Annotated in this window: 11 protein-coding genes; 7 read left to right on the plus strand and 4 right to left on the minus strand. The window is 68.3% G+C overall.

Features of this window, described 5'->3' with window-relative positions; translation table 11 throughout:
- Positions 1 to 5 precede the first annotated feature (5 nt).
- The 4 genes from sdhA to ACO2TI_RS01760 form a co-directional block, all read right to left on the minus strand.
- Positions 6 to 1,811, minus strand: coding sequence for a succinate dehydrogenase flavoprotein subunit (gene sdhA / locus ACO2TI_RS01745; RefSeq protein WP_423281702.1), 1,806 nt, complete (start codon positions 1,809 to 1,811; stop codon positions 6 to 8).
- 5 nt (positions 1,812 to 1,816) lie between these two features.
- Complete coding sequence (gene sdhD / locus ACO2TI_RS01750) at positions 1,817 to 2,179, minus strand: succinate dehydrogenase, hydrophobic membrane anchor protein (protein ID WP_423281703.1); 363 nt, start codon at positions 2,177 to 2,179, stop codon at positions 1,817 to 1,819.
- A 20-nt stretch (positions 2,180 to 2,199) separates the two neighbouring features.
- Positions 2,200 to 2,643, minus strand: coding sequence for a succinate dehydrogenase, cytochrome b556 subunit (sdhC, locus tag ACO2TI_RS01755; protein ID WP_423281704.1), 444 nt, complete (start codon positions 2,641 to 2,643; stop codon positions 2,200 to 2,202).
- A gap of 171 nt (positions 2,644 to 2,814) precedes the next feature.
- Positions 2,815 to 3,588: a GntR family transcriptional regulator gene (locus ACO2TI_RS01760; protein ID WP_423281706.1), complete on the minus strand. Its 774-nt coding sequence runs from the start codon at positions 3,586 to 3,588 to the stop codon at positions 2,815 to 2,817.
- A 173-nt stretch (positions 3,589 to 3,761) separates the two neighbouring features.
- On the opposite strand from ACO2TI_RS01760, the gene ACO2TI_RS01765 reads away from it, so the two are divergent.
- The 7 genes from ACO2TI_RS01765 (at position 3,762) to ACO2TI_RS01795 (ending at position 12,596) form a co-directional block, all read left to right on the plus strand.
- Entirely contained in the window at positions 3,762 to 4,748 is a 987-nt protein-coding gene (locus ACO2TI_RS01765) for a malate dehydrogenase (protein ID WP_423281707.1), read from the plus strand.
- A 114-nt stretch (positions 4,749 to 4,862) separates the two neighbouring features.
- Complete coding sequence (locus ACO2TI_RS01770; RefSeq protein ID WP_423281708.1) at positions 4,863 to 5,906, plus strand: HpcH/HpaI aldolase/citrate lyase family protein; 1,044 nt, start codon at positions 4,863 to 4,865, stop codon at positions 5,904 to 5,906.
- Entirely contained in the window at positions 5,903 to 6,787 is an 885-nt protein-coding gene (gene prpB, locus ACO2TI_RS01775) for a methylisocitrate lyase (protein ID WP_423281709.1), read from the plus strand. The genes ACO2TI_RS01770 and prpB overlap by 4 nt, the downstream gene beginning before the upstream one ends.
- 18 nt (positions 6,788 to 6,805) lie before the next feature.
- A complete protein-coding gene (gene prpC / locus ACO2TI_RS01780) occupies positions 6,806 to 7,978 on the plus strand; it encodes a bifunctional 2-methylcitrate synthase/citrate synthase (protein WP_423281711.1) in 1,173 nt (390 codons plus the stop codon).
- A gap of 17 nt (positions 7,979 to 7,995) precedes the next feature.
- Positions 7,996 to 10,590, plus strand: a complete 2,595-nt coding sequence (acnD, locus tag ACO2TI_RS01785) for a Fe/S-dependent 2-methylisocitrate dehydratase AcnD (protein ID WP_423281712.1) — start codon at positions 7,996 to 7,998, stop codon at positions 10,588 to 10,590.
- 13 nt (positions 10,591 to 10,603) lie between these two features.
- The gene (gene prpF / locus ACO2TI_RS01790; protein ID WP_423281713.1) at positions 10,604 to 11,815 is read left to right on the plus strand and encodes a 2-methylaconitate cis-trans isomerase PrpF; all 1,212 of its coding nucleotides are present in this window, start codon (positions 10,604 to 10,606) and stop codon (positions 11,813 to 11,815) included.
- A 286-nt stretch (positions 11,816 to 12,101) separates the two neighbouring features.
- Entirely contained in the window at positions 12,102 to 12,596 is a 495-nt protein-coding gene (locus ACO2TI_RS01795; RefSeq protein WP_423281714.1) for a hypothetical protein, read from the plus strand.
- Positions 12,597 to 12,618: the final 22 nt, after the last annotated feature.

Raw genomic sequence — 12,618 nt, forward strand, 5'->3', positions numbered from 1 at the left:
GCTGCTCAGAACGTGCGGACCTTCGGCGGGATCGACTCCACCGACATCGGCTTGAGGTTCACGGGCTTGTACGCAAGGCGGTTGCCCTCGCTGTACCACAGCGTGTGCTTCAGCCACTCCTTGTCGTTGCGGCCGAGCGGGAACTCGGCGTCGTCGGCACCGCGCTCGTAGTCCTTGACCGTGTGCGCGCCGCGGCATTCCTTGCGCGCGGCAGCCGAGGTGATGGTGGCCTGCGCGGCCTCGATCAGGTTCTCGACTTCCAGCGCCTCGATGCGCGCGGTGTTGAAGATCTTGGACTTGTCCTTCAGCGTGATGCCGCCCACGCGCTCGCGGATCGCGGCGATCTGCTTGACGCCTTCGTCGAGCGCGGCCTGGGTGCGGAACACGCCGGCGTGCTTCTGCATCGAGTTGCGGATGTCGTTGGCGACCGTCTGCGCGTACTCGCCGCCGGTGCTGCCGTCCAGGCGCGCCAGCCGGGCGAGCGTCTGGTCGGCCGCGTCCTTGGGCAGCGGCTTGTGCGACTTGGCCTCGCCCTTGAGCGCGTCGACGATGTGGTTGCCGGCCGCGCGGCCGAACACCAGCAGGTCGAGCAGCGAGTTGGTGCCCAGGCGGTTCGCGCCGTGCACGCTGACGCACGAGCACTCGCCCACCGCGTACAGGCCGTTGATCACCGCGTTGTGGACCTGGCCGTTGGGCACGACCACCTGGCCGTGCACATTGGTCGGGATGCCGCCCATCTGGTAATGGATGGTCGGCACCACGGGGATCGGCTCCTTGGTGATGTCGACGTTGGCGAAGTTGTGGCCGATCTCGAACACCGAGGGCAGCCGCTTCATGATGGTCTCGGCGCCCAGGTGGGTCATGTCGAGCACCACGTAGTCCTTGTTGGGACCGCAGCCTCGGCCTTCCTTGATCTCCTGGTCCATGCAGCGCGAGACGAAGTCGCGCGGCGCGAGGTCCTTCAGCGTGGGCGCATAGCGCTCCATGAAGCGCTCGCCGTTGATGTTGCGCAGGATCGCGCCTTCGCCGCGGCAGCCTTCGGTCAGCAGCACGCCCGCGCCGGCCACGCCGGTCGGGTGGAACTGCCAGAACTCCATGTCCTCGAGCGGGATGCCGGCGCGCGCGGCCATGCCCAGGCCGTCGCCGGTGTTGATGAAGGCGTTGGTCGAGGCGGCGTAGATACGCCCTGCCCCGCCCGTGGCCAACAGCACGGTCTTGCCCTGCAGGATGTGGACGTCGCCGGTCTCCATCTCGAGCGCGGTCACGCCGACCACGTCGCCGTCGGCGTCGCGGATCAGGTCAAGCGCCATCCACTCGACGAAGAACTGCGTGCGCGCCTTGACGTTCTGCTGGTACAGCGTGTGCAGCATCGCGTGGCCGGTGCGGTCGGCCGCGGCGCAGGCGCGCTGCACGGGCTTCTCGCCGTAGTTGGCGGTGTGGCCGCCGAACGGTCGCTGGTAGATCGTGCCGTCCGGGTTGCGGTCGAACGGCATGCCGAAGTGCTCGAGCTCGTAGACCACCTTGGTGGCCTCGCGGCACATGAACTCGATCGCGTCCTGGTCTCCGAGCCAGTCGGAGCCCTTGATCGTGTCGTAGAAGTGGTAGTGCCAGTTGTCCTCGCTCATGTTGCCGAGCGAGGCGCCGATGCCGCCTTGCGCGGCCACGGTGTGCGAGCGGGTCGGGAAGACCTTGGACAGCACGGCGACGTTGAGGCCGGCGCGCGCGAGCTGCAGCGAGGCGCGCATGCCGGAACCGCCGGCGCCGACGATGACGACGTCGAACTTGCGGGTGGGGAGATTCTTGGTGGTCATGTTGTTCAAAGCCTCCACAGCACCTGGATCGCCCAGCCGGCGCAGCCGACCAGCCAGACGATGGTGAACACCTGCAGCGCGAGGCGCACGCCGACGGGCTTGACGTAGTCCATCCAGATGTCGCGCACGCCGACCCAGGCATGCCACGCCAGCGAGACGATGACGACGAAGGTCAGCACCTTCATCCATTGCGACGAGAAGATCGCCGCCCAGCGGTCGTAGCCCAGCGGGCCGCCGAACAGCACCTGCAGCAGCAAGACGATCGTGAACAGCGCCATCAGCGCCGCGGTGACGCGCTGGCTCAGCCAGTCGCGAAGGCCGTAGTGCGCACCAACGACGACGCGCTTGGATCCGTAGTTTTGGCTCATTCGTGTGTCTCCGGCGCGCGTCAGAACAGGCCGAACAGCTTGGCGCCCAGCAGCAGCGTCAGCAGCACGCTGGCCACGAGCGTGAAGGTGGCTGACGACGCGCCGAAGCCCTTGGTGACCGCGTGCGTCGCGTCCATCCACAGGTGGCGCACGCCGGCGATGAAGTGGTGCAGGTAGGCCCAGATCAGCGACAGCGCCACGAGCTTGACGAACCAGCCCGGCACGAAGCCGATGCCGGCCGAGAACGCGCTGGCAAAGCGCTCGTAGCTGATCTCGGACGTGAGGCTCACGTCGAACAGCCAGACGATGAAGGGCAGCAGCAGGAACATCAGCGCACCGCTGATGCGATGCAGGATCGAGACGACCCCAGCCGCGGGCAGCCGGTACGAGACGATCTGCGTGATATGGATGTTGCGGAACTCCGGACGGGGCCGGGTCGCGGGTACTGCGGTGTTGTTCGCCATGCCGAACCTTTGTGGTCTTCGAAGCTGGTGGTCTCTCTGGCGAGACCGTCTTGCTGGGGATCGTGCCGGGTAAAGCCTGAGAAGTTTATTGCATCGCAACACACCAACCGGCTCGCTGGGCCACTGCCTGACCCGTCGCCGGTGCGATCTGCGTCGCGTATCGCCTCGTTGTCAGCTCAGTTCGTTGCGGTAGTGGTGATGCGCCGTGTTGTAGAGGCCGCGGCGCAGCTCCACCGGCTTGTCGCCATAGGTCATCGAGCGTCGCTCGACGCTCAGCAGCGGCGAGCCCTCGGGCACCTCGAGCATCGGCGCGTCGGCCGCGCTCGCGGCCACCGCGCGCACGCGCTCCTCGGCGCGGATCATGCGCACGCCGAACTCGGTCTCGAACAGCGCGTACAGCGGCCCGCGGTACTCGCTCAGCCGCTCGGCGGACAGGCCCTTGAAGAGCGCGCCGGGCAGCCAGATCTCGTCGAGCACCACCGGGCTGCCGGCAAACAGCAGCAGCCGGCGCACCTGCACCGCCGGCTCTCCGGCCTTGAGCTCGAGCGCGCGGGCGATGTCGGCCGGCGCGCGCAGGCGGCGGCAGTCGAGGAAGCGGCGCTCCACCGGGCCGGCGGCGCCGTCGGGGTCAGGCACGAGGCGCAGGAAACGGTACTGGACGTGCTCTTCGAAGTGCGTCGCGACGAAGGTGCCCTTGCCCTGGCGGCGCACGACCAGGTTCTCGGTCGCCAGCTCGTCGATCGCCTTGCGCACCGTGCCCTGGCTGACCTTGTAGCGCGCCGCGAGCTCCAACTCGCTGGGGATCGCCTCGCCGGGCTTCCACTCGCCGGCCTGCAGGCTGCGCGTGATCAGCGCCTTGATCTGCTGGTAAAGCGGGCTGAACGCCGGGCCTGCCGCGTCGGCGGCGGCGTCGTCGGGGATCACGGGAGGAAGGGCGGCGGCCATCGGGTCCGGATTGCATCACAGGCTGCGCACGAGCGTCCAGTGAATGATGTCTTATATAAGACATAAGACCGTTGACGTTCGCGTCAGGGGCAACCTACACTTGCCTAAACTTCGGTGGCTGCGCCTGAGAGGTCTTTCGGCGCACCCATCACCCCCAACCCGGAGCCTCCCCCATGAGCAAGAAGCCCGTTCGCGTTGCCGTCACCGGCGCCGCCGGCCAGATCGGTTATGCCCTGCTGTTTCGCATCGCCTCGGGCGAGATGCTGGGCAAGGACCAGCCGGTGATCCTGCAATTGCTGGAGATCCCGGACGAGAAGGCCCAGAAGGCGCTCAAGGGCGTGATGATGGAACTCGAGGACTGCGCCTTCCCGCTGCTGGCCGGCATGGAAGCGCACAGCGACCCGATGACCGCCTTCAAGGACACCGACTACGCCCTGCTTGTCGGCGCCCGCCCGCGCGGCCCCGGCATGGAGCGCAAGGACCTGCTGTCGGCCAACGCCCAGATCTTCACCGCCCAGGGCAAGGCGCTGAACGCCGTGGCCTCGCGCAACGTGCGCGTGCTGGTGGTCGGCAACCCGGCCAACACCAACGCCTACATCGCGATGAAGAGCGCGCCGGACCTGCCGCGCAAGAACTTCACCGCGATGCTGCGCCTGGACCACAACCGCGCGCTGAGCCAGCTGGCCGCCAAGACCGGCAGCACCGTCAAGGACATCGAGCAGATGGTCGTGTGGGGCAATCACTCGCCCACCATGTACGCCGACCACCGCTTCGCCAAGATCGCCGGCAAGGCCGCCAAGGATCTGGTCAACGACCAGGCCTGGGTCAAGGACGTGTTCCTGCCCACCGTCGGCAAGCGCGGCGCGGCCATCATCGAAGCGCGCGGCCTGTCGTCGGCCGCCTCGGCCGCCAACGCCGCGATCGACCACATGCGCGACTGGGCCCTGGGCACCAACGGCAAGTGGGTCACGATGGGCGTGCCCAGCAACGGCGAGTACGGCATTCCCAAGGACGTGATGTTCGGCTTCCCGGTCACCACCGAAGGCGGCGAGTACAAGATCGTCGAAGGCCTGGAGATCGACGCCTTCTCGCAGGAGCGCATCAACCTCACGCTCAAGGAACTGCAGGAAGAGCAAGACGGCGTCAAGCACCTGCTCTGACGCGGCGCGAGCCAGCAAGACGAGGCCGGTCCAGTCGCCTGCACCGGCCTTTTTTGCGTCTGCGAACCGCCGGAACGTCGTCCCGAACGCCAGCCGACTGCCGAGTCGCCAGCCATGATCCGCCACCGCATCCACCCCCGCCAGGCGCTGTTCGCCGCCCACGAGCGCAGCCCGGCGCTGCCCGTGTGCGACCACTATGCCGGCGTCGAGGCGCGCATGCGCAAGGCGCTGTCGCTGCAAGGCGAGTTCGCAGACCAGGCGCTGTTCGACGTCACGCTCGATCTCGAGGACGGCGCCCCGGTCGGCGGCGAGCAGGAACACGCCCTGCTGGTGGCCGCGCTGGTCAACAGCGCCGCCAACCGCTTCGGCCGCGTCGGCGCGCGCGTGCACCCGCTGTCGAACGGGCACTTCGTCGACGACGTGCGCACGCTGGTCGGCGGCGCCGGCGATCGCCTGGCCTACCTGATGGTGCCCAAGGTCGGCAGCGCGGCCGAGCTGGCCATCGCGATCGCGCTGATCGAACGCGCGCAGCTCGAGTTCGGCGTGCAGCGGCGCATCCCCGTGCACGCGCTGGTCGAGACCCACGGCGCACTGCGCGACGTGAACGCGCTTGCCGCGCTGCCGCAGGTCGAGTCGCTCTCGTTCGGGCTGATGGACTTCGTCTCCGCGCACCGCGGCGCGATTCCCGCGGCCGGCATGAGCGCACACGGACAGTTCACGCATCCCTTGGTGCTGCGCGCCAAGATCGAGATCGCCGCCGCCTGCCATGCGGCGGGCAAGACGCCCTCGCATTGCGTGGTCACCGAGTTCACGCACGCACGCGCGATCTCCGAGGCCGCCACGCGGGCCTCGCGCGAGCTGGGCTTCACGCGCATGTGGAGCATCCATCCCAACCAGATCAAGCCCATCATCGAGGCCTTTGCGCCGGTGACGGCCGAGGTCGACGAGGCGGTCGAGATCCTCACGGCGGCGCAGGCCGCGCAATGGGCGCCGATCGCGCACCGCGGCGTGCTGCACGATCGCGCCAGCTACCGCTACTACTGGCACGTCCTGGAGCGCGCCGAGCGCACCGGCCAGCCGCTGCCCGGCGAGGCGCGCGAAAGCTTCTTTCCCGCCGTCGAGCCGTCCGAACTGAACTCCACGGAGAACTCCGCATGACCCTGCCCTCGCCGGGCGCGCGCTTTCGCGCCGCCTTGAAGGAAGAATCGCCGCTGCAAGTGATCGGCGCGATCAACGCCAACCATGCCCTGCTCGCGCGGCGCGCCGGCTACCGCGCGATCTACCTCTCCGGCGGCGGCGTCGCGGCCGGCTCGCTGGGCCTGCCCGACCTCGGCATCAACACGCTCGACGACGTGCTGATCGACGTGCGCCGCATCACCGATGTGTGCGATCTGCCGCTGCTGGTCGACATCGACACCGGCTTCGGCCCGAGTGCCTTCAACATCGCACGCACCGTCAAGAGCCTGATCAAGGCCGGCGCCGCTGCCTGCCACATCGAAGACCAGGTCGGTGCCAAGCGCTGCGGCCACCGCCCGGGCAAGGAGATCGTCTCGACCGACGAGATGGTCGACCGCGTCAAGGCCGCTGCCGATGCGAAGACGGACGAGGATTTCTTCCTCATCGCCCGCACCGACGCGATCGCCGTGCACGGCGTCGACGCCGCGATCGAGCGCGCCATCGCCTGCGTGGAGGCCGGTGCCGACGGCATCTTCGCCGAGGCCGCCTACGACCTCGACACCTACCGCCGCTTCGTCGACGCGGTGAAGGTGCCGGTGCTGGCCAACATCACCGAGTTCGGCAAGACGCCGCTGTTCTCGGTCGAGGATCTGCGCCCGACCGGCGTCGCGATGGTGCTGTACCCGCTGTCGGCCTTCCGCGCGATGAACAAGGCGGCCGAGGCGGTCTACACCGCGATCCGCCGCGACGGCCACCAGCGCAACGTCGTGGAACTCATGCAAACGCGCGACGAGCTCTACGACCGCATCGATTACCACGCATTCGAACAGCACCTGGATGCGCTGTTCGCCGCCAAGAAATAACCGGACGAGGAACGAGACATGAGCGAAGCCACCACCGTCGCCGAAGCACCCGCCACCGGCCCCAAGCCCAAGAAGTCCGTCGCGCTCTCGGGCGTGACCGCCGGCAACACCGCGCTGTGCACCGTCGGGCGCACCGGCAACGACCTGGCCTACCGCGGCTACGACATCCTCGACATCGCCGAGACCTGCGAGTTCGAGGAGATCGCCCACCTGCTGATCCACGGCAAGCTGCCCACCGTGGCCGAGCTGGCCGGCTACAAGGCCAAGCTCAAGGCGATGCGCGGCCTGCCGGCCGCCGTGCGCGCGGCGCTGGAAGCCCTGCCCGCCGCGAGCCACCCGATGGACGTGATGCGCACCGGCGTTTCGGTGCTCGGCTGCGCGCTGCCCGAGAAGGACGACCACAACCATCCCGGCGCGCGCGACATCGCCGACCGCCTGCTCGCCTCGCTGGGCTCGATGCTGCTGTACTGGTACCACTACAGCCACAACGGCAAGCGCATCGACGTGGAGACCGACGACGACTCCATCGGCGGCCACTTCCTGCACCTGCTGCACGGCAAGACGCCGAGCACGCTGTGGGTGCGCGCGATGCACACCTCGCTGAACCTCTACGCCGAGCACGAGTTCAACGCCAGCACCTTCACCGGCCGCGTGATCGCAGGCACCGGCAGCGACATCTACTCGGCGATCACCGGCGCGATCGGCGCTTTGCGCGGCCCCAAGCACGGCGGCGCCAACGAGGTCGCGTTCGAGATCCAGAAGCGCTATGACTCGCCCGACGAAGCCGATGCCGACATCCGCGCGCGCGTCGAGCGCAAGGAAGTGGTGATCGGCTTCGGCCACCCGGTCTACACCGTCAGCGATCCCCGCAACAAGGTCATCAAGGAGGTTGCGCGCCGCCTCTCGCAGGACGCGAGCAACATGAAGATGTTCGCGATCGCCGAGCGGCTGGAGTCGGTGATGTGGGACATCAAGAAGATGTTCCCCAACCTGGATTGGTTTTCGGCGGTCAGCTACCACATGATGGGCGTGCCCACCGCGATGTTCACCCCGCTGTTCGTGATCTCGCGCACCTCGGGCTGGTCGGCCCACATCATCGAGCAGCGCATCGACGGCAAGATCATTCGTCCCAGCGCCAACTACATCGGCCCGGAAGACCAGAAGTTCGTTCCGATCGGCCAGCGCACCTGAATCCGAGGCCGCGCGCCATGAACACGCTCCATCGCAAGCCCCTGCCCGGCACCTCGCTCGACTGGTTCGACGCCCGCGAGGCCGTCGATGCCCTCTCGCCCGGCGCCTACGACCGGCTGCCCTACACCTCGCGCGTGCTGGCCGAGAACCTGGTGCGTCGCTGCGAGCCCGCGCAGCTCGAGCCTTCGCTGCGCCAGCTCATCGAGCGCAAGCGCGAACTCGACTTCTCGTGGTTCCCGGCGCGCGTGGTCTGCCACGACATCCTCGGCCAGACCGCGCTGGTGGACCTGGCAGGCCTGCGCGACGCGATCGCGGACGCCGGCGGCGACCCGGCCAAGGTGAACCCGGTCGTGCCGGTGCAGCTGATCGTGGATCACTCGCTGGCCGTGGAGTGCGGCGGCGACGACCCCGACGCCTTCGCGAAGAACCGCGCGATCGAGGACCGCCGCAACGAGGACCGATTCCACTTCATCGAGTGGACCAAGCTCGCGTTCAAGAACGTCGACGTGATCCCCGCGGGCAACGGCATCATGCACCAGATCAACCTGGAGAAGATGTCGCCGGTGGTCCATGCGAAGGACGGCGTAGCGTTCCCCGACACGCTGGTCGGCACCGACAGCCACACGCCGCACGTCGACGCGCTGGGCGTGATCGCGATCGGCGTCGGCGGACTGGAAGCCGAGAACGTGATGCTCGGCCGCGCCTCCTGGATGCGCCTGCCCGACATCGTCGGCGTCGAGCTCAGCGGCCAGCGCCAGCCGGGCATCACCGCCACCGACATCGTGCTCGCGCTCACCGCGTTCCTGCGCCGGCAGAAGGTGGTCGGCGCCTATCTCGAGTTCTACGGTGAAGGCGCCAAGTCGCTGACGCTCGGCGACCGCGCGACGATCTCCAACATGGCGCCCGAGTACGGCGCCACCGCGGCGATGTTCTCGATCGATGCGCAGACGATCGACTACCTCAGGCTCACCGGTCGCAGCGACGAGCAGGTCAGGCTCGTCGAGACCTATGCCAAGGCCGCCGGCCTGTGGTCCGACTCGCTTGCGAACGCCGAGTACGAGCGCGTGCTGAAGTTCGACCTGTCGAGCGTCACGCGCAGCATGGCCGGCCCGTCGAACCCGCATGCGCACCTGGCCACCACCGAGCTGGCCGCCAAGGGCATTGCCAAGCCCTGGCAGGAAACGCCGGGCCAGATGCCCGACGGCGCGGTGATCATCGCGGCCATCACCAGCTGCACCAATACCAGCAATCCGCGCAACGTGATCGCGGCCGCCCTGCTCGCACGCAACGCGAACCGGCTGGGCCTCCGGCGCAAGCCGTGGGTCAAGAGCTCGCTCGCGCCGGGCTCCAAGGTCGTCGCCGAGTACCTCGACGAAGCGGGTCTCACCGGCGACCTGGAGAAGCTCGGCTTCGGCATCGTCGCCTTCGCCTGCACCACCTGCAACGGCATGTCGGGCGCGCTCGACCCGAAGATCCAGCAGGAGATCATCGACCGCGATCTCTATGCCGTGGCGGTGCTCTCGGGCAACCGCAACTTCGACGGCCGCATCCACCCGTACGCCAAGCAGGCCTTCCTGGCCTCGCCGCCGCTGGTGGTGGCCTATGCGATCGCCGGCACGATCCGCTTCGACATCGAGCGCGACAGCTTCGGCACCGACGCGAACGGCAAGCCGATCACGCTCAAGGAGCTGTGGCCGAGCGACGAGGAGATCGACGCCATCGTCGCCCGAGCCGTCAAGCCCGAGCAGTTCCGTCGCGTCTACATCCCGATGTTCGACGAGCGCTCGAGCGAAGCCGCGAACGCCAGCCCGCTCTATGACTGGCGCGCACAAAGCACCTACATCCGCCGCCCGCCCTACTGGGAAGGCGCCCTGGCCGGCGAGCGCACGCTCAAGGGCATGCGACCGCTCGCGGTGCTGGGCGACAACATCACGACCGACCACTTGTCGCCGTCGAACGCGATCCTTCTCGACAGCGCGGCCGGCGAGTACCTCGCGAAGATGGGCCTGCCCGAGGAGGACTTCAACTCCTACGCGACGCACCGCGGCGACCACCTCACCGCGCAGCGCGCGACCTTCGCGAACCCGACGCTCGTCAACGAGATGGCCGTGGTCGACGGCAAGGTGAAGAAGGGATCGCTGGCGCGCGTCGAGCCCGAGGGCAGCGTGATGCGCATGTGGGAGGCGATCGAGACCTACATGAACCGCAAGCAGCCGCTGATCGTGATCGCCGGCGCCGATTACGGCCAGGGCTCGTCGCGCGACTGGGCGGCCAAGGGCGTGCGGCTGGCCGGCGTGGAAGCGATCGCGGCCGAGGGCTTCGAGCGCATCCACCGCACCAACCTGATCGGCATGGGCGTGCTGCCACTGGAGTTCAAGCCGGGCACGACGCGCAAGACGCTGGCCATCGACGGCACCGAGACCTTCGACGTGGTCGGCGTTCGCAAGCCGCGCGCCGATCTCACGCTGGTGATCCATCGCAGGAGCGGCGAGCGCGTCGAGGTGCCGATGACCTGCCGGCTCGACACCGCCGAGGAAGTCTCGATCTACGAGGCCGGCGGGGTGCTGCAGCGCTTCGCGCAGGACTTCCTCGAAGCGAACCGGGCCGCCTGAAGGAACGAACGACGTGAGCCACGCACCGCACGAACCGCAACTTCGCATCCCCGCCACCTACATGCGCGGCGGCACCAGCAAGGGCGTGTTCTTTCGCCTGCAAGACCTGCCGCAAGCCGCGCAGCGGCCGGGCCCGGCGCGAGACGCGCTGCTGCTGCGCGTGATCGGCAGTCCCGACCCCTACGGCAAGCAGATCGACGGCATGGGCGGCGCGACCTCGAGCACCAGCAAGGCGGTGATCCTCGCCAGGAGCAGCAAGCCCGACCACGACGTCGACTACCTGTTCGGCCAGGTGTCGATCGACCAGGCCTTCGTCGACTGGAGCGGCAACTGCGGCAACCTGTCGGCCGCGGTCGGGCCGTTCGCGATCAGCAACGGCCTGGTCGACGCGAGCCGCGTGCCGCGCAATGGCGTTGCCGTCGTGCGCATCTGGCAGGCCAACATTGGCAAGACCATCGTCGCGCATGTGCCGATCACCGACGGCGCGGTGCAGGAGACCGGCGACTTCGAGCTCGACGGCGTGACCTTCCCTGCCGCCGAGGTGCAGCTGGAGTTCATGGACCCCGCCGCCGAGGAAGAAGGCGCCGGCGGCGCGATGTTCCCGACCGGCAAGCTGGTCGACGAGCTGGACGTACCCGGCGTCGGCACGCTCAAGGCCACGCTGATCAACGCCGGCATCCCGACGATCTTCGTCAATGCGGCCGACATCGGCTACACCGGCACCGAGTTGCAGGACGCGATCAACGGCGACGCGCAGGCACTGGCGAAGTTCGAGGCCATTCGCGCGCATGGCGCCGTCAAGATGGGCCTGATCGCTCACGTCGACGAAGCGGCCAAGCGCCAGCACACGCCCAAGGTCGCGTTCGTCGCGCGGCCTGCGGACTACGTCGCGTCGAGCGGCAAGCCGGTTGCCGCGAAGGACATCGACCTGCTGGTGCGCGCGCTGTCGATGGGCAAGCTGCACCACGCGATGATGGGCACGGCCGCGGTCGCGATCGGCACCGCGGCGGCGATCCCCGGCACGCTCGTCAACCTGGCTGCAGGCGGCGGCGCGCGGCAGGCGGTGCGCTTCGGCCACCCTTCGGGCACGCTGCGCGTCGGCGCCGAGGCCACGTGCACCAATGGCGACTGGACCGTCACCAAGGCGGTGATGAGCCGCAGCGCGCGCGTGCTGATGGAAGGCTGGGTGCGCGTGCCGGCAGATGCCTTGCGCGCGACCGCTTGATCGCAGGGGTTGTCGCGGCGCGCCAACACGACCGCGCGCTTCCTGAAGCCGCAGGCCGCTTGCCGCGCCGCCGAACATCACAAGATGTTCAGTCGGTGGACGCCCCGCCGGCCGTGCGCTATGTCATGAAGCAAGAGGCTCGCGGTTCGGACGACCTGACGGATCGTGATCTCGTACACGCGCAGGCAGGGAACTCCCGGACCCTGCCGGAAGCAACTTGCAACGAAGTCGACGCGGCCACCCACCACAATCCGCCCCACACAAAGCCTTTCTCCGGAGTCCTGTCATGAAGCGCATTCCCCTCGTCGCCCTGAGCCTGGCCCTGGCCGGCGCGGCCTTCGCGGCCTCGGCGCAAGAAGCCGCCAAGCCGGCGAAGAAGCCGGCCGCCTCGCAGTCGCGCAAGGAACTGCGCAACGAAGCCAAGGGCCTGGCGCTGGCAACCGACGTCACCGAGACGATCAGCGCGAACCAGCTCGAGATCGCCAACCGCGTGCTGACCGGCTCGGCCCAGTGCGAGTTCAACCAGTCGGTGCGCGTGATGCCGGTCGACGCGAAGCCCGGCCACTTCCAGGTCTCGTTCAACAACGCGAACTACCTGATGACGCCGCAGGAGACGACGACCGGCGCGGTGCGCCTGGAAGACAAGCGCAATGGCATCGTCTGGCTGCAGATCCCGAGCAAGTCGATGATGATGAATCAGAAGATCGGCCAGCGCATGGTCGACGGCTGCCAGCACGCCGAGCAGCGCGCCGCGACGCAGGCGGTGACGGCGGCCAAGTAAGTCAGCCGCTTCGTCAAGACAA

Source organism: Caldimonas sp. KR1-144, assembly GCF_049446155.1.
GTDB lineage: Bacteria > Pseudomonadota > Gammaproteobacteria > Burkholderiales > Burkholderiaceae_C > Rivibacter.